Source organism: Streptococcus infantis (assembly GCF_021497965.1).
Classification (GTDB): domain Bacteria; phylum Bacillota; class Bacilli; order Lactobacillales; family Streptococcaceae; genus Streptococcus; species Streptococcus infantis_B.
This window is the reverse complement of sequence record NZ_CP046525.1, coordinates 906,717-928,354: the sequence shown is the minus strand read 5'-3', so window position 1 is coordinate 928,354 and position 21,638 is coordinate 906,717. Positions and strand designations below refer to the sequence as shown.

Annotated in this window: 21 protein-coding genes; 17 read left to right on the top strand and 4 right to left on the bottom strand. The window is 37.7% G+C overall.

Features of this window, described 5'->3' with window-relative positions; genetic code table 11:
- Positions 1 to 62 precede the first annotated feature (62 nt).
- From lepA to lacG, 15 genes are all read left to right on the top strand, one after another.
- The gene (gene lepA, locus GOM46_RS04610; RefSeq protein WP_006151172.1) at positions 63 to 1,886 is read left to right on the top strand and encodes a translation elongation factor 4; all 1,824 of its coding nucleotides are present in this window, start codon (positions 63 to 65) and stop codon (positions 1,884 to 1,886) included.
- A gap of 73 nt (positions 1,887 to 1,959) precedes the next feature.
- Complete coding sequence (locus tag GOM46_RS04605; protein WP_006151133.1) at positions 1,960 to 2,571, top strand: hypothetical protein; 612 nt, start codon at positions 1,960 to 1,962, stop codon at positions 2,569 to 2,571.
- 216 nt (positions 2,572 to 2,787) lie between these two features.
- On the top strand, positions 2,788 to 3,372 hold the full coding sequence (locus GOM46_RS04600; RefSeq protein WP_006151132.1) for a hypothetical protein: 585 nt from the start codon (positions 2,788 to 2,790) through the stop codon (positions 3,370 to 3,372).
- 187 nt (positions 3,373 to 3,559) lie between these two features.
- The gene (locus GOM46_RS04595) at positions 3,560 to 4,036 is read left to right on the top strand and encodes a PTS sugar transporter subunit IIA (RefSeq protein WP_006151178.1); all 477 of its coding nucleotides are present in this window, start codon (positions 3,560 to 3,562) and stop codon (positions 4,034 to 4,036) included.
- Between the two features lie 40 nt (positions 4,037 to 4,076).
- A complete protein-coding gene (locus GOM46_RS04590) occupies positions 4,077 to 4,382 on the top strand; it encodes a PTS sugar transporter subunit IIB (RefSeq protein ID WP_000590575.1) in 306 nt (101 codons plus the stop codon).
- A 44-nt stretch (positions 4,383 to 4,426) separates the two neighbouring features.
- Complete coding sequence (locus GOM46_RS04585; protein WP_006151120.1) at positions 4,427 to 5,902, top strand: PTS galactitol transporter subunit IIC; 1,476 nt, start codon at positions 4,427 to 4,429, stop codon at positions 5,900 to 5,902.
- Between the two features lie 81 nt (positions 5,903 to 5,983).
- Positions 5,984 to 6,892, top strand: a complete 909-nt coding sequence (locus GOM46_RS04580) for an aldose 1-epimerase family protein (protein ID WP_029689624.1) — start codon at positions 5,984 to 5,986, stop codon at positions 6,890 to 6,892.
- A gap of 252 nt (positions 6,893 to 7,144) precedes the next feature.
- Entirely contained in the window at positions 7,145 to 7,570 is a 426-nt protein-coding gene (lacA, locus tag GOM46_RS04575; RefSeq protein ID WP_006148584.1) for a galactose-6-phosphate isomerase subunit LacA, read from the top strand.
- Between the two features lie 31 nt (positions 7,571 to 7,601).
- Positions 7,602 to 8,117, top strand: coding sequence for a galactose-6-phosphate isomerase subunit LacB (gene lacB, locus GOM46_RS04570; RefSeq protein WP_001216925.1), 516 nt, complete (start codon positions 7,602 to 7,604; stop codon positions 8,115 to 8,117).
- Positions 8,118 to 8,127: 10 nt separating this feature from the next.
- Positions 8,128 to 9,057 (top strand): tagatose-6-phosphate kinase, encoded by a 930-nt coding sequence (locus GOM46_RS04565; protein WP_006151174.1) that lies wholly within the window; start codon positions 8,128 to 8,130, stop codon positions 9,055 to 9,057.
- Position 9,058: 1 nt separating this feature from the next.
- On the top strand, positions 9,059 to 10,039 hold the full coding sequence (gene lacD / locus GOM46_RS04560; RefSeq protein ID WP_006151119.1) for a tagatose-bisphosphate aldolase: 981 nt from the start codon (positions 9,059 to 9,061) through the stop codon (positions 10,037 to 10,039).
- A 231-nt stretch (positions 10,040 to 10,270) separates the two neighbouring features.
- Positions 10,271 to 11,107 carry a PRD domain-containing protein gene (locus tag GOM46_RS04555; protein WP_006151150.1) on the top strand — a complete coding sequence of 279 codons (837 nt, stop codon included), beginning with the start codon at positions 10,271 to 10,273 and terminating at the stop codon, positions 11,105 to 11,107.
- Between the two features lie 35 nt (positions 11,108 to 11,142).
- Positions 11,143 to 11,460, top strand: coding sequence for a PTS lactose/cellobiose transporter subunit IIA (locus GOM46_RS04550; RefSeq protein WP_006151126.1), 318 nt, complete (start codon positions 11,143 to 11,145; stop codon positions 11,458 to 11,460).
- Positions 11,460 to 13,151, top strand: a complete 1,692-nt coding sequence (locus GOM46_RS04545) for a lactose-specific PTS transporter subunit EIIC (protein WP_235083286.1) — start codon at positions 11,460 to 11,462, stop codon at positions 13,149 to 13,151. The genes GOM46_RS04550 and GOM46_RS04545 overlap by 1 nt, the downstream gene beginning before the upstream one ends.
- Positions 13,152 to 13,364: 213 nt before the next feature.
- Positions 13,365 to 14,771, top strand: a complete 1,407-nt coding sequence (gene lacG / locus GOM46_RS04540; protein WP_006151164.1) for a 6-phospho-beta-galactosidase — start codon at positions 13,365 to 13,367, stop codon at positions 14,769 to 14,771.
- A 36-nt stretch (positions 14,772 to 14,807) separates the two neighbouring features.
- On the opposite strand, the gene GOM46_RS04535 is transcribed toward lacG, so the two are convergent.
- The 4 genes from GOM46_RS04535 to nrdH form a co-directional block, all read right to left on the bottom strand.
- Positions 14,808 to 15,575 (bottom strand): DeoR/GlpR family DNA-binding transcription regulator, encoded by a 768-nt coding sequence (locus GOM46_RS04535; RefSeq protein ID WP_006151122.1) that lies wholly within the window; start codon positions 15,573 to 15,575, stop codon positions 14,808 to 14,810.
- 134 nt (positions 15,576 to 15,709) lie between these two features.
- Positions 15,710 to 16,672 (bottom strand): class 1b ribonucleoside-diphosphate reductase subunit beta, encoded by a 963-nt coding sequence (nrdF, locus tag GOM46_RS04530; RefSeq protein ID WP_006151169.1) that lies wholly within the window; start codon positions 16,670 to 16,672, stop codon positions 15,710 to 15,712.
- A 70-nt stretch (positions 16,673 to 16,742) separates the two neighbouring features.
- Positions 16,743 to 18,902, bottom strand: coding sequence for a class 1b ribonucleoside-diphosphate reductase subunit alpha (gene nrdE / locus GOM46_RS04525; protein ID WP_006151155.1), 2,160 nt, complete (start codon positions 18,900 to 18,902; stop codon positions 16,743 to 16,745).
- 69 nt (positions 18,903 to 18,971) lie between these two features.
- Positions 18,972 to 19,190 carry a glutaredoxin-like protein NrdH gene (gene nrdH, locus GOM46_RS04520; RefSeq protein ID WP_006151154.1) on the bottom strand — a complete coding sequence of 73 codons (219 nt, stop codon included), beginning with the start codon at positions 19,188 to 19,190 and terminating at the stop codon, positions 18,972 to 18,974.
- A 361-nt stretch (positions 19,191 to 19,551) separates the two neighbouring features.
- Here nrdH and GOM46_RS04515 point away from each other — a divergent pair, with 361 nt between their 5' ends.
- Complete coding sequence (locus GOM46_RS04515; RefSeq protein WP_000146952.1) at positions 19,552 to 19,815, top strand: phosphocarrier protein HPr; 264 nt, start codon at positions 19,552 to 19,554, stop codon at positions 19,813 to 19,815.
- 4 nt (positions 19,816 to 19,819) lie between these two features.
- On the top strand, positions 19,820 to 21,553 hold the full coding sequence (gene ptsP, locus GOM46_RS04510) for a phosphoenolpyruvate--protein phosphotransferase (protein WP_006151168.1): 1,734 nt from the start codon (positions 19,820 to 19,822) through the stop codon (positions 21,551 to 21,553).
- The last annotated feature ends 85 nt before the right edge of the window (positions 21,554 to 21,638 follow it).

Here is a 21,638-nt window from a genome sequence, read left to right as displayed (position 1 = left end):
TAGTCTTGTCAAAATATTAAAAACATTTTATAATTAATAGATACCCTGAAAGGAAGAGAATCATGAACGTAGAAGAATTGAAAAAACGACAGGAGAAGATTCGGAACTTCTCTATTATTGCCCATATTGACCACGGGAAATCAACGCTAGCAGACCGTATTTTAGAAAAGACAGAAACAGTTTCTAGCCGAGAAATGCAAGCTCAACTTCTGGATAGCATGGATCTTGAGCGTGAACGTGGGATTACCATTAAGCTTAATGCTATTGAATTGAACTATACTGCTAAAGACGGTGAAACTTATATCTTTCATTTGATTGACACACCAGGACACGTGGACTTTACTTATGAGGTGTCACGTTCTCTTGCCGCTTGTGAGGGTGCTATCTTGGTAGTCGATGCCGCCCAAGGGATTGAGGCTCAAACACTAGCTAACGTTTACCTTGCTTTGGATAATGATTTGGAAATCCTTCCAGTCATCAATAAGATTGATTTGCCTGCAGCAGATCCCGAGCGCGTCCGTACTGAAATTGAAGATGTGATTGGTCTAGATGCTAGCGAAGCAGTCTTAGCATCAGCCAAAGCTGGTATCGGTATTGAAGAAATTCTTGAGCAAATCGTAGAGAAAGTTCCTGCTCCAACCGGTGATGTTTCAGCACCATTAAAAGCCCTAATTTTCGACTCAGTATACGATGCCTATCGTGGTGTTATCCTCCAAGTTCGTGTCATGGATGGAGTAGTCAAACCTGGCGATAAGATCCAGCTCATGAGCAATGGTAAAACCTTTGACGTTACTGAAGTCGGAATCTTCACACCTAAAGCAGTAGGACGTGATTTCCTTGCAACTGGTGATGTTGGTTACATTGCAGCGTCTATCAAGACTGTTCAGGATACTCGTGTCGGTGATACAGTTACCTTGGCGTCGTATCCTGCTTCAGAGCCACTAGACGGCTACAAGCAAATGAACCCCATGGTCTTTGCAGGTCTCTATCCAATTGAGTCAAATAAATATAACGATCTTCGTGAAGCCCTTGAAAAATTGCAACTCAATGATGCTAGTTTGCAGTTTGAACCAGAAACATCTCAAGCACTCGGATTTGGTTTCCGTTGTGGTTTCCTTGGATTACTTCATATGGATGTTATTCAGGAACGTTTGGAACGTGAGTTTAACATCGATCTTATCATGACTGCACCATCCGTTATCTACAAGGTTAATCAGACAGATGGTGAATCTATGGATGTATCGAACCCATCTGAGTTTCCTGATCCTACAAAGATTGCGACCATTGAAGAACCATATGTAAAGGCACAAATCATGGTACCACAAGAATTCGTTGGAGCAGTAATGGAACTAGCTCAGCGCAAGCGTGGGGACTTTGTGACCATGGACTATATTGATGACAATCGTGTGAATGTTATCTATCAAATTCCGCTTGCTGAAATCGTCTTTGACTTCTTTGATAAGCTCAAGTCTTCGACGCGTGGGTATGCAAGCTTTGACTACGAATTGTCAGAGTACCGCCCATCTAAACTGGTCAAAATGGATATCCTTCTCAATGGAGACAAGGTCGATGCCCTTAGCTTTATCGTTCACAAAGATTTTGCTTATGAACGTGGGAAACTTATCGTAGATAAACTTAAGAAAATCATTCCTCGTCAACAATTTGAAGTTCCAATTCAAGCTGCAATTGGACACAAGATTGTAGCTCGTACAGATATCAAAGCCCTTCGTAAGAACGTTCTTGCCAAGTGTTATGGTGGTGACGTTTCTCGTAAACGTAAACTTCTTGAAAAACAAAAGGCTGGTAAAAAGCGCATGAAAGCTATTGGATCAGTAGAAGTTCCTCAAGAGGCCTTCCTTAGCGTTTTGAGTATGGATGAAGAATAATTGATTCCTAATACAGTTATCTTTTGACACTTTTATTTACATACATTAAAATAGGGATGAAAGGAGAAAGATTATGAAAAAAATCATCAGCTTATCTACGCTTTTAGTGTGTTGCTTAACTCTTGCTGCTTGTAATACTTCAAAAACTAAGAAAGAAGCAACCTCAGATACAACAACAGTTCAGGAAACTACCTCAGCACAAGAAACAACAACTGTAGCCGAATCAACGATTAAAGATACTCAGGTAATTGGTTCAGATGCTTATGGCTACGTAAAGGTTCCAAAATCATGGATTCATTTTACAGAAGTTGAGGGTGGTGATGATATTCAGTACTGTGATGGAACAGATGTCAATATTGTAACTTTAAATACCTTTAAACCAGAGCATTTAGGTGTTAGTGAAAGTGAATATGCTGCTCTTGATCCCGTTCAAGTTTCTACTAGTGTCTATCAAACCAAAAAACAAAGCAAGGATTTCTCTAAAGTATGGGGATCTAAGTCAAAAATTGGTGGTTATGATGCCTATGTGGTAAACTGTATTGCTAAAAACGGAAAATATCTAGTTATCTATATCTTTAAATCAGATGATGGTAAGTTTAGATATGTTTCTCTAGAAGGAACACCTGAAGTATTGAAAGACATGATTCCGCTGATAGAAGAAAGTTGGACTAATAAAAAGGTTTAAAAGGCAGGATTTTTCCTGCTTTTTTATTTTATCCAGTTTTATTTAGGACTTCAAATAGATTTCCTGATTAGAGCTTTCTGCAATGAAAATTAAAAGAATGAGTTTTTGTAAATATAGTAGTAGATTTATTGTATTTTCGATAATACTGCCAGTTTACAGTATATATTTGACACTTTGTTCTTCTTACTTTAGAATAATAGTGAAAGGAGAATTATCATGAAAAAATTGATAACTTTATCTTCACTTTTGCTTTGTGGTATCACTCTTGCTGCTTGTAATACAAATACTGGTAAAAAAGATGTAACAGCTGAAACTACCACAATTGTTCAGGAAACTACTAGTCAGGAAACAGCAGAAGCTACAACAACCGTTCCAACTAAAGATACACAATGGGTTGGATCAGATGATTATGGATACTTGAAAGTACCTAAATCTTGGGTTCAAAGTAATTTCGGTGAGAAAAGTGTTGATTTTAAGTACAATGATGGTACTGACAAGAATGCCATTTCAGTTAAAAGTATAAATGCAGACGTAAAAAATTTCACTAATTTTGAGACCAAATTTGTACAAAATATAAAAGAAAATCCTAGATTTACAAATGTTAGAACTAATAGGGGAAATATTGGGGGCTATGATGCCCTCAAAATTTATGCAGATTATAAAAATAGTAAAAAAGTACTTATTTGGGTATTTAAGTCGGATGATAATATGATTAGATTAGTTACTCTTGAAGGTGATTTAGAAATCGTAAACGAAATGACTCCAATAGTAGAAGAAAGCTGGACAGTGAAAAAGAATTAAAACTAAAACAGGATATTTATCCTGTTTTTTATATATTTTCAACCTTTAAAGAATATGTATAAAATACAATTGTTTACAATCAAACAAAAAAAATAAAAATCAAACAAAATACAACAAAAAATATTGACAACGGTTTCATATAATGTTATACTTGTAACATAAAAGTTAAATATGAAGGGAGAAGATCATGGGATTAGATCATTTCTTCAGCAAAGACTTAGTCTTTTGTCTAGAAGCAGATAATCAAGAGCAACTATTTGATCAAGTTGCAACCCTATTGGAAGAAAAGAAAGTTGTTACGGATACCTATCGATCGGCTTTGATTGAACGTGAAAAAATGTTCCCAACCGGTTTAGATATGGAATTTCTAGGGAAGGACTTGCCAAATGTAGCAATCCCTCACACAGATACGATTCATAATTTAACTGAAAATGTTGTTGTGGTTCGCTTACCAAAACCAGTAACATTCCACAACATGATTGCACCTGACAAGGAAGTAGAAGTATCATTACTTTTCTTTATTATCAACAATTCAAGTTCAAGTCAAACAAACATTCTTGCTCAATTGATGGACTTCTTTACAGGTAACGGTCATCTAGAGGCGCTTTCTAAGATTACAGAACCAGAAGCTCTGTACCAGTATATCTCAGAAGCAACTGCTTAATTTTAAAATAAATAGAAACTAAAAAACGGAGGAAATCCAAATGATTAAAATTCTTGCTGCTTGTGGTGCGGGTGTTAACTCAAGCCACCAAATTAAAAGTGCTCTAGAAGAAGAGCTTTCAAACCGTGGGTACGATGTAAAATGTGACGCAGTTATGGTAAAAGACGTCAATGAAGACTTGATTAAAGGTTACGATATCTTCACACCAATCGCTGCAACTGACTTAGGTTTTGACCCTGGTATCCCAGTAGTTGAAGCTGGACCAATCTTGTTCCGTATTCCTGCTATGAGCGCTCCAGTTTATGACAATATTGAAGCAGCAATCAAAGAACACGGATTAAGTTAAATATTATTTTGTAAGTTTCCATAAAAATAAAGGGAGGAAAAATTATGGACGTCATTATTAACATAGCCAATGAGGTCTTTAAACCTATTTTGGAAATGGGTGCACCAGTCATCATGCTGATCGTGTTGACACTCTTGGCTTTACTCTTTGGAGTGAAATTCTCCAAAGCGCTTGAAGGTGGTATCAAACTTGCCATCGCACTTACTGGTATCGGTGCTATCATCGGAATGCTTAATGGAGCTTTCTCTGCTTCTCTTGCAAAATTCGTTGAAAATACTGGTATTCAATTGAACATCACCGACGTTGGTTGGGCACCACTTGCTACAATCACATGGGGTTCTGCCTGGACACTTTACTTCTTGCTCATCATGTTGATTGTCAACGTTGTGATGCTTGCAATGAAGAAAACTGATACACTTGACGTTGATATCTTCGATATCTGGCACTTGTCTATCACAGGTCTTTTAATCAAATGGTATGCTGACAACAATGGAGTTAGCCAAGGAGTTTCACTCTTTATCGCGACTGCAGCAGTTGTTCTTGTTGGGGTTCTTAAAATCATTAACTCTGACTTGATGAAACCAACATTTGATGACCTACTTAACGCACCAAGTTCATCACCAATGACTTCAACTCACATGAACTACATGATGAACCCAGTTATCATGGTTTTGGATAAGATTTTTGACAAACTTTTCCCAGGTCTTGATAAATACGACTTCGACGCTGCTAAACTAAACAAGAAAATCGGTTTCTGGGGATCTAAATTCTTCATCGGTTTCATCCTTGGTATCGTTATCGGTTTGATGGGAACTCCACATCCAGTTGCTGGTGTAGAAGGCGCTGATAAATGGGAACTTGTTATTAAAGGTTGGTTGTCACTTGGTTTGACTGCCGGTGTCTGCTTGGAGCTATTCTCTCTTATCGGTTCATGGTTCATCGCAGCCGTAGAACCACTTTCACAAGGTATTACAAACGTTGCTACTAAACGTCTTCAAGGACGTAAATTCAACATCGGTCTTGACTGGCCATTCATCGCTGGTCGCGCTGAAATCTGGGCTTGTGCCAACGTACTTGCACCAATCATGTTGGTTGAAGCAGTGCTTCTTTCAAATGTCGGAAATGGTATCTTGCCACTTGCTGGTATCATCGCAATGGGTGTAACTCCAGCTCTCTTGGTAGTTACTCGTGGTAAATTGCTCCGTATGATCATCTTCGGAACTCTCTTGTTGCCACTCTTCCTTCTTTCAGGTACACTTATCGCACCATTTGCAACTGAACTTGCTAAAGGTGTAGGTGCCTTCCCAGAAGGTGTGAACCAATCACAATTGATTACTCACTCAACTCTTGAAGGACCAATCGAAAAACTATTTGGTTGGGCAATTGGTAACGCTACAACTGGTGATATCAAAGCAATCCTTGGCGCATTAGTATTCCTTGTATTCTACGTTGGTATCTTTGCATGGTACAGAAAACAAATGATCAAACGTAACGAAGAATATGCAGCAAATGCTAAATAATTTGCTCCTAAAAATGTAAATTGTAAAAACTAGGTTGTCAGTTTCCAGCGTGGAGCAGTCAGCCTAGTTTTTTTGAAAAAAATGGAGGTAACAGCTGTGATTGAATTAAAATCAGATCAATTGCAAGTACAGTTTCAAACTTTTGGAGGTGCTTTATCTTCAATTAAGGATAAAGATGGTGTAGAGTATCTGTGGCAAGGTGATCCAACTTATTGGAGTGGACAAGCGCCTGTTTTATTCCCAATTTGCGGATCAGTTAGAAATGATACCGTCGTTTATGAGAATAAAGACGGAAGTCATGAAATAGGAAAAATTCCGCGTCATGGTTTGGTAAGAAAAAAGGAATTTGATTTAGTTGATCAAACAGATAATTCTGTTACATTTGCTATTGAAGATACTGAGGAAATGTATGAGAATTATCCCTATCATTTCCGACTAGAAATCACTTATATTGTGACTGGTAAAACAATTCGTACAGAGTATAAAATTTACAATAAAGAATCTGAAAAGAGTATGCCGTACTTTATTGGAGGACATCCTGGCTTTAATTGTCCACTCTTAGCTGATGAAGTTTATGAAGATTACTATCTTGAATTTGAAGAGCCTGAAACGTGCTCAGTTCCGAAACCTTTCCCAGAAACAGGAATGTTAGATTTCAAAGATAGAAGTTCTTGGTTAGACAATCAAAAAGAATTGGGCCTAAATTATGATTTGTTTAGCTATGATGCAGTGACATTAGATGAGTTAGAATCCCGTAAAGTAGCTTTGCGCTCAAGAAAACATGATAAAGGTTTGAGACTACACTTTGAAGAATTTCCAAATTTAATTGTATGGTCAACTCTTAATAAAGGCCCTTTTATCGCCTTAGAACCATGGTCTGGCTTGTCTACTTCACTTGAAGAAGGCGATCGACTTGAAGAAAAGAAAGATGTTCGAATTTTAAAACCAGGTCAAGTTGATCACATTGGATTCGATATTGAAATTCTTTAAAAATAAACAAAAACAAACATAAATTGTTGACTTTTCTAGTAAATAGTAGTATATTATGTTTATAAAGAACAATTTGTGTTTGTTTAAACAAAATGTTCTTCCAGTTTTTCTCTAATGAAAACTTGTTAAGAATGAAAATTATTGTTCATCCTTAACACAAAATATTGTCAATAAAACTACTGGTAGCTTTTTGAGGATGATGTTATCTGAATTCAAAAGTTTACTGGTCTATTAAAAAAAGGAGTATACAATATGGCTATTGTTATTGGTGCAGATGCTGCAGGTTTAAGATTGAAAGAAGTTGTTAAAGACTTCTTGGAAAAAGAAAACTTCCATGTTGTGGATGTTACTGCTGAAGGTCAAGACTTCGTCGATGTAACTCTCGCAGTTGCTGAAGAAGTTAAGAAAGAAGAACAAAACCTTGGTATTGTTATTGATGCTTATGGTGCAGGTCCATTTATGGTTGCAACAAAAATCAAAGGAATGGTTGCGGCAGAAGTTTCTGATGAACGTTCAGCTTATATGACTCGCGGCCACAACAACTCCCGTATGATTACTATGGGTGCTCAACTCGTTGGTGATGAATTGGCTAAAAACATTGCTAAAGGCTTTGTAAATGGTAAGTACGACGGTGGTCGTCACCAAATCCGTGTCGACATGTTGAACAAAATGTGCTAATTTTTGATATTGAAAGAAAGGTAAGAAAAAAATGAGAATTGCAATCGGATGTGACCACATCGTAACTAATGAAAAAATGGCGGTTTCAGAATTTTTGAAATCAAAAGGACATGAAGTCATTGACTTTGGTACATATGACCATGCACGTACACACTACCCAATCTTTGGTAAAAAAGTTGGGGAAGCAGTAGTTAGCGGTCAAGCTGATCTTGGTGTATGTATTTGTGGTACTGGTGTAGGTATCAATAACGCTGTTAACAAAGTTCCAGGTGTTCGTTCTGCTTTGGTTCGTGATATGACAACAGCTCTTTATGCAAAAGAACAATTGAATGCCAACGTTATCGGATTTGGTGGGAAAATCACTGGTGAATTGCTCATGTGTGATATCATTGAAGCTTTCATCAATGCTGAATACAAACCATCTGAAGAAAACAAAAAATTGATCGCTAAAATCCAACACGTTGAAACTCATAACGATCACCAAACTGATGCCAACTTCTTTACAGAATTCCTTGAAAAATGGGATCGTGGTGAATACCACGACTAAGAGGTGACTTATGATTTTAACAGTCACAATGAATCCATCCATTGATATTTCTTATCCTTTGGATGAATTGAAAATTGACACTGTCAACCGTGTTGTTGATGTTACGAAAACAGCTGGTGGTAAAGGTCTTAATGTTACACGCGTCCTATCAGAATTTGGCGATTCTGTAGTCGCAACTGGTCTAGTTGGTGGTAAACTGGGTGATTTTCTAGTTGAAAATATTGACGATAAAGTCACCAAGCGTTTCTTCTCTATCCAAGGTGAAACACGTAACTGTATCGCTATTCTTCACGGTGATCATCAAACTGAAATTCTTGAAAAAGGTCCTGAGGTTCAAGAAAAAGAAGGACAAGATTTCTTGGCTTACTTCAAAGAACTTCTTAATACTGTAGAAGTTGTAACTATTTCAGGTAGTCTACCAGCTGGACTCCCAGTTGATTATTATGCTAGTTTAGTGGAACTTGCTAATCAAGCAGGAAAACCAGTTGTCTTGGACTGTTCAGGAGCAGCTCTTCAGGCTGTTCTTGAATCACCACACAAACCAACGGTTATCAAACCAAATAATGAAGAATTGTCTCAACTATTGGGAAGAGAAATTTCTAAAGATTTGGATGAATTAAAAGAAGTTCTTCAAGATCCTTTATTTGATGGAATTGAGTGGATTATCGTTTCTCTAGGTGCTAACGGTGCCTTTGCAAAACACGGGGATACTTTCTATAAAGTAGATATTCCAAAAATTCAAGTAGTAAATCCAGTTGGTTCTGGTGATTCTACTGTAGCAGGTATTGCATCAGGTCTTTTCCATAAAGAATCTGATCAAGAATTATTGACTAAGGCGAATGTCCTTGGTATGCTAAATGCTCAAGAAAAAATGACCGGTCATGTCAATATGGCTAACTATCAAAATTTATTTGACCAATTAATTGTGAAAGAGGTATAAAATGACTTTAACAGAAAATAAACGTGCTTGTTTGAAAAAACTCTCAGATGAAAATGGAATCATCTCAGCTCTTGCTTTTGACCAACGTGGTGCTTTGAAACGTTTGATGGCTCAATACCAAACAGAAGAGCCTACAGTAGCTCAAATGGAAGAACTCAAAGTTTTGGTAGCAGATGAATTGACTAAATACGCTTCATCAATGCTTCTTGACCCTGAATATGGTCTTCCTGCTACAAAAGCTCTTGCACCAAATGCCGGTCTTCTCCTTGCTTATGAAAAAACAGGATATGACACAACAAGTACAAAACGTTTGCCAGACTGCTTGGATGTTTGGTCTGCAAAACGTATTAAAGAACAAGGTGCTGATGCAGTTAAATTCTTGCTTTACTACGATGTAGATAGCTCTGACGAACTTAACCAACAAAAACAAGCCTACATCGAACGTATTGGTTCTGAGTGTGTGGCAGAAGATATTCCATTCTTCCTTGAAATCCTTGCTTACGATGAAAAGATTGCTGATGCGGGTTCTGCTGAATACGCAAAAGTAAAACCACACAAAGTTATCGGTGCTATGAAAGTCTTTTCAGACCAACGCTTTAACATCGATGTTTTGAAAGTGGAAGTTCCAGTTAATGTTAAATACGTTGAAGGTTTCGCTGAAGGTGAAGTTGTTCACACTCGTGAAGAAGCAGCAGCATTCTTCAAAGCACAAGACGAAGCAACAAATCTTCCATACATCTACTTGAGTGCTGGTGTATCAGCTAAGCTCTTCCAAGAAACTCTTGTATTTGCCCACGAATCAGGTGCAAACTTCAATGGTGTTCTTTGTGGACGTGCAACATGGGCTGGATCAGTTGAAGCTTATATTAAAGACGGTGAAGCAGCTGCTCGCGAATGGCTTCGTACAACTGGTTTTGAGAACATCGATGAACTCAATAAAGTTCTTAAAACAACAGCAACTTCATGGACCGAACGTGTGTAAATTTCCACCCTTTTTATGTCTAAAACCCAGCTAAAAAACTTTTTAAAAAAGTTGTATGTAAAGGTTTACAAAATAAAAATCTTGTGCTATACTTAAGTCACAGGTTAATAAGAGTGAGTGTTACTAAGTAATATTAGGCATGATCACAGATGACTCGGAAAAATTTTTCTGAGTTCATTTGTGGTCATTTTTTATACTCATAATCTTAAATGGAAAGATAAGGAGGTCATCATGTATCGGATATTAAATCCAATGAACCATAATGTTTCACTGGTACGTAACGGTGATGGTGAGGAACTCGTAGTTATTGGAAAAGGAATTGCCTTTGGTAAAAAGAAGGGAGATTTGATTCCTGAGGATCAAGTTGAAAAAATCTTTCGAATGAAAAACGAGGAATCTCGAGAAAATTTCTTAGCTTTACTTAAGGACGTACCACTTGACGTCATTACGGTTACTTATGAGATAATCGATAATCTTTCGAAAAAATATCAATATCCAGTTCAAGAGTATCTCTACGTAACATTGACAGATCATATCTATTGTTCTTATCAAGCTATAAATCAAGGGAGATATAAGGATAGTAATTTGCCGGATATTTCTACCAAGTATCCAACCGCTTTTCAAATTGCAAATGAAGCTTTTGAAATTTATCGTCAGAAACTGACAGAAAACCTTCCCGAAGACGAAATTACTCGTATAGCTTATCATTTTATCAACGCAGAAGGTGTGAATGAAGTCGAAGTAGTTGAGTCGATTGATAAGAGAAAAGAAATTTTAAAAAGTGTTGAAAATGTTCTAAGAAGCTATGGTATTCAGAGAACACCAGATAATAATAATTTCTATGACCGCTTTATGATTCATCTCAATTATTTCTTAGATTATCTGGATCGAACTCGGGATGACAACCAATCCTTGCTCGATATGGAAGAACATATCAAAACTACCTATCCAAAAGCATTTGAAATTGGTAGTAATATTTATGAGGTGATTGCTCAGGAGACTGGGGTAGACCTTAATAAGAGTGAACGAGTTTATCTTGTTCTACATATTCAACGTTTACTGTCATAACATTTATTGAAAACAAACATAAGGAGAAGTCTATCATGAATAGAGAAGAAGTAACATTGTTAGGTTTTGAGATTGTTGCCTATGCTGGCGATGCTCGTTCAAAACTATTGGAAGCCTTGAAGGCTGCTGAAGCTGGTGATTTTGCAAAAGCGGACGCTCTGGTAGAGGAAGCTGGTAGCTGTATTGCAGAGGCCCACCACGCGCAAACAAGTCTATTGACTAAGGAAGCTGCTGGTGAGGATTTAGCCTATAGCGTGACCATGATGCATGGCCAAGATCACCTGATGACAACAATCTTGCTAAAAGATTTGATGCATCATTTAATTGAACTTTATAAAAGAGGAGCTAAATAATGAATAAGTTAATTGCCTTTATCGAGAAAGGAAAACCTTTCTTTGAAAAACTATCTCGAAATATTTATCTTCGCGCTATTCGTGATGGATTTATCGCAGGAATGCCAGTCATTCTATTCTCAAGTATCTTTATCTTGATTGCCTTTGTACCTAACTCATGGGGATTTGTTTGGTCGGATGACGTTGTAGCACTTTTGATGAAACCTTACAGCTATTCTATGGGAATTCTAGCACTTTTGGTTGCTGGTACAACTGCTAAATCCTTAACAGATTCTGTTAACCGTAGCATGGAAAAAACCAACCAAATCAACTATATGTCAACTCTATTAGCTGCTGTTGTTGGTTTATTGATCTTGGCAGCTGATCCAATTGAAGGTGGATTTGCAACAGGTTTCCTTGGTACAAAAGGTTTACTTTCGGCTTTCTTAGCAGCATTTGTGACTGTAGCTATCTATAAGGTTTGTGTGAAGAACAATGTTACTATTCGCATGCCTGACGAAGTTCCACCAAATATCTCACAAGTTTTTAAAGATGTGATTCCATTTACGCTTTCTGTCGTTTCCCTTTACGGTCTTGACTTACTTGCTCGTCAATTTGTCGGTGCAAGTGTAGCAGAATCAATCGGTAAATTCTTTGCACCTCTATTCTCAGCAGCTGATGGTTATGTTGGTATTACGATTATCTTTGGTGCTTTTGCATTCTTCTGGTTTATTGGTATTCACGGACCTTCTATTGTTGAGCCTGCGATTGCCGCTATTACATATGCCAATGCTGAAGTTAACTTGAACCTTCTTCAACAAGGCATGCACGCTGATAAAATCCTTACATCTGGAACACAAATGTTTATCGTTACTATGGGTGGTACAGGTGCAACACTTGTAGTTCCATTCATGTTTATGTGGTTATGTAAATCAAAACGAAATCGTGCTATTGGACGTGCTTCAGTAGTTCCTACATTCTTCGGTGTAAACGAACCAATCTTGTTTGGTGCACCACTTGTTTTGAACCCAATCTTCTTTATCCCATTCATCTTTGCACCAATTGCAAACGTATGGATCTTTAAGTTCTTTATTGAAACACTTGGCATGAACTCATTTACTGCCAACCTTCCATGGACTACACCAGGACCTCTTGGTATTGTTCTTGGTACAAACTTCCAGTTCTTATCATTCGCTCTTGCAGCATTATTAATTGTAGTAGATATTGTTATCTACTATCCATTCCTCAAGGTTTATGATGAACAAATTCTTGAAGAAGAACGTTCAGGTAAAGCTAATGATGAATTAAAAGAAAAAGTAGCTGCAAACTTTAACACTGCAAAAGCAGATGCTATTCTTGCAAAAGCTGGAGTAGAATCAGCACAAAATACAATTACTGAAGAAACAAACGTCCTCGTTCTTTGTGCGGGTGGAGGAACAAGTGGTCTTCTTGCTAATGCTTTGAATAAGGCAGCAGCAGAATACAATGTTCCAGTTAAAGCTGCAGCAGGTGGCTATGGAGCCCACCGTGAAATGTTACCAGAATTTGATCTGGTTATCTTGGCTCCTCAGGTTGCTTCAAACTTTGAGGATATGAAAGCTGAAACAGATAAACTAGGCATCAAATTGGCGAAGACAGAAGGCGCTCAGTACATTAAATTGACACGCGATGGACAAGGTGCTCTAGCCTTTGTTCAAGCTCAATTCGATTAACGATAGGGACAATAAAACAGTCTCCTATCGTTACGTAAATCGCTATGGCGAATTTCCTAATCGCCTTGTTAATTCGTCGGTAAAAAGATATCGTTTTTACCTCCTAATGTCACAATTTGGTGACTTGGTACAAGAAGTGAGATGGAGATGGATGGCTCACTAACTCCTCTCCCCTCACTTTTCATTTTATACAATCAAGAAATAGGTGAAAAAATGACAAAAACACTTCCTAAAGATTTTATTTTTGGTGGGGCAACGGCTGCCTATCAAGCAGAAGGTGCTACCCATACTGACGGAAAAGGACCAGTTGCTTGGGACAAATATCTAGCAGATAACTATTGGTATACAGCTGAACCAGCTAGTGATTTTTACCATAAATACCCAGTAGATTTGCAGTTGGCAGAGGAATACGGGGTCAACGGTATCCGTATTTCCATTGCTTGGTCTCGAATCTTCCCGACTGGGTATGGAGAAGTGAACCCTAAAGGAGTTGAGTTCTACCATAACTTATTTGCTGAATGCCAAAAGCGCCACGTAGAACCTTTCGTTACTCTTCATCACTTTGATACCCCAGAAGCTCTTCATTCAAATGGAGACTTCTTGAATCGTGAAAACATTGAACACTTTGTAGATTATGCTGCATTTTGTTTTGAAGAATTCCCAGAAGTAAACTACTGGACAACCTTTAATGAAATTGGTCCAATCGGTGACGGTCAATACTTGGTCGGTAAATTCCCACCAGGGATTCAATACGACCTTGCGAAAGTCTTCCAATCTCACCACAATATGATGGTTTCTCATGCTCGTGCTGTAAAATTGTATAAAGACAAAGGCTACAAAGGTGAAATCGGAGTTGTTCATGCCCTTCCAACCAAGTATCCATTGGATCCTAAAAATCCAGCAGATGTTCGTGCTGCTGAATTAGAAGATATCATCCACAACAAATTTATCTTGGATGCTACATACATTGGACACTATTCAGATGCAACAATGGAAGGTGTAAACCACATCTTATCAGTAAATGGTGGTAGCTTGGATCTTCGTGACGAAGACTTTGCAGCACTTGAAGCAGCTAAAGATTTGAATGATTTCCTTGGAATTAACTACTATATGAGTGACTGGATGGAAGCATTTGATGGTGAAACTGAAATCATCCACAACGGTAAAGGTGAAAAAGGAAGCTCTAAGTACCAAATTAAAGGTGTTGGTCGAAGAGTCGCTCCTGATTATGTCCCTCGTACTGACTGGGACTGGATTATATATCCTCAAGGGTTGTATGACCAAATCATGCGTGTGAAGAAAGATTATCCAAACTACAAGAAAATCTATATCACAGAAAACGGTCTTGGATATAAAGATGAGTTCGTTGATAACACTGTGTATGACGATGGTCGTATCGATTACGTGAAGCAACACTTGGAAGTCTTGTCTGATGCTATAGCAGATGGAGCAAACGTAAAAGGTTACTTTATCTGGTCGTTGATGGATGTCTTTTCATGGTCAAATGGTTACGAAAAACGTTACGGTCTCTTCTATGTAGATTTCAAAACTCAAGAACGTTACCCGAAAAAATCAGCTTATTGGTATAAGAAAGTAGCTGAAACAGGCCTTATCGAGTAAATGTGTAGAAAAAAGTCTCACCATTGGTGAGACTTTTTAAGGTGTTGATTTAATAATTTTTGTTTGTTTGGATAAAGCTTTTAGGGTTTCAGCGCTAAGTTTTGAATCGGAGATAATGGTATCGATATCTGCAATATTGTAAAAGGTGTAAAAATCAAATTTATCAAATTTACTATGGTCAGCCAAAAGGATTTTTTTATTTGCATTATTTAATGCTAGTTTTTGAACCTCACCTTCGTCTTCGCTAAATGTAGCAATAGCTTGATCTTTAATTCCGTTGCAACTAACAAAAGCTTTAGAGAATTGAAGGCTTTCGATGTCTTGGAGAGTCAAAGTACCAACAAAAGCGCCAGTGATTTCTCGATAATTTCCACCAATTAAAATTAAATCTGTAAGTTTTCGTTCATTCAAGATAATAAAAACGGGTAGGCTATTTGTTACGACACGAATATTATCAATCGGAAGTTCACGAGCAAAGAACTCAAGAGTAGTTCCAGGACCGATAAAAATTGTTTCTCTTTCTTCAACTAAGTGACCGGCAAATCGAGCAATCTCTTGCTTTTCGGCGATTTGCAAGCCTTGTTTTTCGATATTAGAGCGCTCGTTTGCTAATAGAGAGCCTGAACGAAGCTTTTCAGCACCTCCGTGCACTCGAACAAGTAAATCCTTGTCAGCTAGCTCTTGTAGATAACGCCGAGCTGTCATATCCGAGATATCTAAACGACTCATAATTTCTTTGACAGTGATTGTTCCTTTGGTATTGACAATATCTAAAATCAAATCAAGTTTTTCTTGTTTTAGCATTGAATCACCCCCTATATCTAATATCATTTTATCATATTTTAAACATATCAGCAACTTAAAGAAAACAAAAATAAACAAAAATAAAAGAACATCTAAGTTTAAAACAAACACAGATGTTCTTTTCTAATTTCAAATTAATCTAACCCGTAGTTATAGTCATCGTCCTGCATAGCTTCAACTTCACCAAGTAGATATCCATTACCAACTTGAGAAAAGAAGTCGTGGTTAGATGTACCGGTTGAAATCCCGTTCATAACGATAGGGTTGACATCGTCAGCTGAATCAGGGAAGAGTGGATCTTGTCCCAAGTTCATGAGGGCTTTGTTGGCGTTGTAACGTAGGAATGTTTTCACTTCTTCAGTCCATCCAACACCATCATAAAGGCTTTCGGTATAACCTTCTTCATTTTCATAAAGTGTGTAGAGAAGGTCGTACATCCAATCTTTTAATTTTTCTTGCTCTTCTTCAGGTAATTCATTGAAACCAAGTTGGAATTTATACCCGATATAAGTACCGTGAACTGACTCATCACGAATAATCAACTTAATGATTTCAGCAACGTTAGCCAATTTGTTATTTCCGAGGTAGTAGAGTGGTGTAAAGAAACCAGAATAGAAGAGGAAGGTTTCAAGGAATACACTGGCTACTTTCTTTTCAAGAGGAGTACCATTGAGGTAAATTTCATTGATGATTTGTGCTTTTTTCTGAAGATATGGATTCGTATCAGTCCATTCAAAAATTTCTTCAATTTCAGATTTGGTATTTAAAGTTGAAAAGATTGAAGAATAAGACTTAGCGTGAACAGATTCCATAAATTGGATATTGTTAAAAACAGCTTCTTCGTGAGGAGTACGGATATCAGCGCGGAGGGCATTAACCCCTGTTTCAGACTGCATGGTATCCAAAAGTGTCAAACCACCAAAAACTTTTCCGACCAAATCTTTTTCTTGATTTGATAATTTTCTCCAGTCATCTAAATCATTAGACAAGGGAATACGTGTATCCAACCAAAATTGTTCAGTTAGTTTTTCCCATGTTGATTTATCGATGACATCTTCGATGGCATTCCAGTTAATGGCTTTGTAGTAAGTTTCCATTACAAATCTCTTTCTTTAATTTTAATCAATAAAATAATAATGAATCCCAGTAATAAGGTTTAGCGAGTTCTTAAATCACGCAACTCTCACATTGGTTAGCGCCAACTTCACCACCGTCATCTGTGTAAGTACGAACATAGTAAATAGACTTGATACCCTTATTAAAGGCGTAGTTACGAAGGATAGACAAGTCACGTGTTGTTTGTTTGTTTTCTGACTTCCATTCGTAAAGACCTGTTGGGATATCACTGCGCATGAAGAGTGTGAGTGAAAGTCCTTGGTCTACATGTTCAGTAGCCGCAGCATAAACATCAATGACTTTACGCATATCCATGTCATAGGCAGAAGTGTAGTAAGGAATTGTTTCAGTTGACAATCCTGCTGCAGGATAGTAAATCTTACCAATTTTCTTCTCTTGTCGTTCTTCAATACGTTGAGTGATTGGGTGGATAGAAGCAGAAACATCGTTGATGTAGCTGATAGAACCATTTGGTGCTACAGCAAGACGGTTTTGGTGGTAAAGCCCATCTGCTTTAACTTTATCACGAAGTACAGCCCAATCAGCTGCAGATGGGATAAAGATACCTTCAAAGAGTTCTTTAACACGATCAGATTTTGGTACAAACTCACCACTTGTGTACTTATCAAAGTAGCTTCCGTTCGCGTAGTCTGATTTTTCAAAGTTGTGGAAGGTAACACCACGTTCACGCGCAATATTATTTGATTCTACCAAAGTCCAGTAGTTCAATAGCATGAAGTAGATGCTTGTGAATTCAACAGACTCAGGTGATCCGTATTCGATTAATTGTTGAGCAAGATAGCTGTGAAGTCCCATAGCTCCAAGTCCAAATGTATGAGCTTGGCTGTTTCCGTGGTCGATTGTAGGAACAGCGACGATGTGAGAACTATCTGTAACGAAAGTCAAAGCACGTACCATAGCTCGGATAGAACGACCAAAGTCAGGTGAAGTCATCATGTTGACCACGTTTGTTGAACCAAGGTTACATGAAACGTCAGTACCCATTTTAAGGAATTCTTGCGCATCATTGATAAGACTTGGTTCTTGGACTTGAAGAATCTCTGAACACAAGTTACTCATGATGATTTTACCATCAACAGGATTAGCGCGGTTAGCTGTATCGATGTTGACAACGTAAGGATAGCCTGATTCTTGTTGTAGTTTAGAAATTTCAGTTTCCAAATCACGCGCCTTGATCTTTGTCTTACGAATGTTTGGATTTGCAACTAGCTCATCGTATTTTTCAGTGATATCGATATAGTTGAAAGGTACGCCATACTCTTTTTCTACAGAATATGGGCTAAATAGGTACATTTCTTCATTCTTACGAGCCAATTCGTAGAATTTATCAGGAACCACAACACCAAGCGAAAGTGTCTTCACACGAACTTTTTCATCAGCATTTTCTTTCTTAGTAGAAAGGAAAGCAATAATATCTGGATGGAAGACATTGAGGTAAACAACCCCAGCACCTTGACGTTGACCAAGTTGGTTTGAGTAAGAGAAGCTGTCTTCGAAGAGTTTCATAACTGGTACGACACCAGAGGCAGCACCTTCATATCCTTTGATAGGAGATCCAGCTTCACGAAGGTTGCTGAGTGAAATCCCTACACCACCACCAATACGTGAAAGTTGAAGAGCCGAGTTGATAGAACGTCCAATAGAGTTCATATCATCTGTAACCTGGATCAAGAAACATGATACCAATTCACCACGACGTGCACGCCCTGCATTTAAGAAGGAAGGTGTAGCTGGTTGGTAGCGTTGGTGGATGATTTCGTTTGCAATATCAATAGCAATCGCTTCATCTCCATCAGCAAAGTAAAGAGCGTTAAAGAAGACACGGTCTTCCATGCTTTCAAGATAGTATTCACCATCGTTAGTTTTTAAAGCATACTGGTTGTAAAACTTGTATGCAGCCATGAATGACTTGAATTGGAAGTCTTGGTCTTTAATAAATTGATAGAGCTCTTCCAAAAATTCAGGACGATATTTTTGGATAAAGGCTGTTTCGATGTAGTCGTGTTTGATAAGGTAATCAATTTTATCAGTGATAGAATTAAATACCATAGAATTTGGTACAACGTTCTCTTTAAAGAAAGCATCCAAAGCTTCTTTATCTTTGTGGAGCATAATTTGTCCGTTAACAGGACGGTTGATTTCATTGTTTAGACGGAAGTATGTTACATCCTCAAGTTGTTTTAATCCCATAAAATTCCCTTTATTTCATTACAAAAGAAAGGCTTCTAAGATTTACATAGAAGCTTTTAATCCTGATACTTAAGCAAGTTTTTTAAGTTTTGCTGGTTGGAAACCAGAGAAAACTTCAGTTGGTGTTTGAATGATAGGAGCAGCGCTGAAGCCTAGCTCTTTAACTTGTTCGATATATTCAGGTTGTTCATCAAGATTGATTTCGCGATAAGCGATGTTGTTACTATCTAAGAAACGTTTGGTCATTTTACATTGAACACAATTATTTTTAGAATAAACGGTTACCATTCTGTAACTCCTCTTTCAAAAATTTAATTACTTCTTAAGTATATCAGAAAAAAAATCTTTGTCAACGAAGAAAAACTAAATATTGTAGATTTCTTTTGGTCGACAGACAACTAAACACAATATGTAGTGATTACAAAAAATAAAACCCATAAACAACAGCGTTTTCTAAATGTTAAAATTATAAAAAACTACATGATGTATTTTGATATATAAAATAGAAGATTTTCAGCAAGTTATCTGAAAGGAAAAAGAAGAAATCCCATAAAATACTTGAAAAAAATCCCAGAAGATGATATAATACCAAATTGTAAGGGTTATCACATATAACTCAAAAAAGAAAGAACAAAAGGAGAGTCAAACTATGGCTTCTAAAGATTTCCACGTAGTGGCAGAAACAGGTATTCACGCACGTCCAGCAACATTGTTGGTACAAACTGCTAGCAAATTTGCTTCAGATATCACACTTGAATACAAAGGTAAATCAGTTAACCTTAAATCTATCATGGGTGTTATGAGTCTTGGTGTTGGTCAAGGCGCTGACGTAACAATCACTGCTGAAGGTGCAGACGCTGATGACGCTATCGCTGCTATCTCAGAAACAATGGAAAAAGAAGGATTGGCATAAGGAAATGACAGAAATGCTTAAAGGAATTGCGGCATCTGATGGTGTTGCCGTTGCCAAAGCATATCTACTCGTTCAACCGGATTTATCTTTTGAAACTATTACTGTCGAAGATACAAATGCAGAAGAGGCTCGTTTGGATGTTGCTCTTGAAGCTTCTCAAAACGAGCTTTCTCTTATCCGCGAGAAAGCTGTAGGTACGCTTGGAGAAGAAGCGGCACAAGTATTTGACGCTCACTTGATGGTTCTTGCCGACCCTGAATTGATCGGTCAAATCAAAGAAACTATCCGCGCTAAGAAAGTAAATGCAGAAGCAGGTCTGAAAGAAGTTACAGACATGTTTATCACTATCTTCGAAGGAATGGAAGACAATCCATACATGCAAGAGCGTGCAGCGGATATCCGCGACGTTACAAAACGTGTTTTGGCAAATCTTCTTGGTAAGAAGTTACCAAACCCAGCTTCTATTAATGAAGAAGTAATCGTGATTGCACATGACTTAACTCCATCTGATACTGCTCAATTGGACAAAAACTTTGTAAAAGCTTTTGTAACAAACATTGGTGGACGTACAAGCCACTCAGCTATCATGGCTCGTACACTTGAAATTGCTGCTGTTTTAGGTACAAACAACATTACTGAACTTGTTAAAGATGGTGATGTTTTAGCAGTTTCAGGTATTACTGGTGAAGTTGTAATTAACCCAAGTGAAGAACAAATTGCAGAATTCAAAGCAGCTGGCGAAGCTTACGCTAAACAAAAAGCTGAATGGGCTCTTTTGAAAGACGCTAAAACAGTTACTGCAGATGGTAAACACTTCGAGTTGGCTGCTAATATCGGTACACCTAAAGACGTTGAAGGTGTAAATGATAACGGTGCAGAAGCTGTTGGTCTTTACCGTACAGAATTCTTGTACATGGATTCACAAGACTTCCCAACAGAAGATGACCAATACGAAGCCTACAAAGCAGTTCTTGAAGGTATGAATGGTAAACCTGTTGTCGTTCGTACAATGGATATCGGTGGGGATAAAGAACTTCCTTACTTCGATCTTCCTAAAGAAATGAACCCATTCTTGGGTTACCGTGCTTTGCGTATCTCTATTTCTGAAACTGGTAACCAAATGTTCCGTACACAATTGCGTGCCTTGCTTCGTGCATCTGTTCACGGTAAATTGCGTATCATGTTCCCAATGGTTGCTTTGTTGAAAGAGTTCCGTACTGCTAAAGGTATTCTTGAAGAAGAAAAAGCAAAATTGGTTGCTGAAGGCGTTGCTGTTGCAGATGATATCCAAGTTGGTATCATGATTGAAATCCCAGCTGCAGCGATGCTTGCGGATCAATTTGCTAAAGAAGTTGATTTCTTCTCAATTGGTACAAACGATCTTATCCAATACACAATGGCTGCTGACCGTATGAACGAACAAGTTTCATACCTTTACCAACCATATAACCCATCAATCCTTCGTTTGATCAACAACGTGATCAAAGCGGCACATGCTGAAGGTAAATGGGCAGGTATGTGTGGTGAAATGGCCGGTGACCAAACTGCTGTTCCACTTCTTGTCGGAATGGGCTTGGATGAGTTCTCAATGTCAGCCACATCTGTACTTCGTACTCGTAGCTTGATGAAGAAACTTGACACAGCTAAGATGCAAGAATATGCTAACCGTTCTCTTACTGAATGTTCAACGATGGAAGAAGTTCTTGAACTTTCAAAAGAATACGTTAACTTCGATTAATCATTTAAAAACCTTATAACAATAAGTTACAAGGTTTTTTTGTTTCTTCGTATAGAAAACTCTGTCTGTAAAATTTCCAAAAATT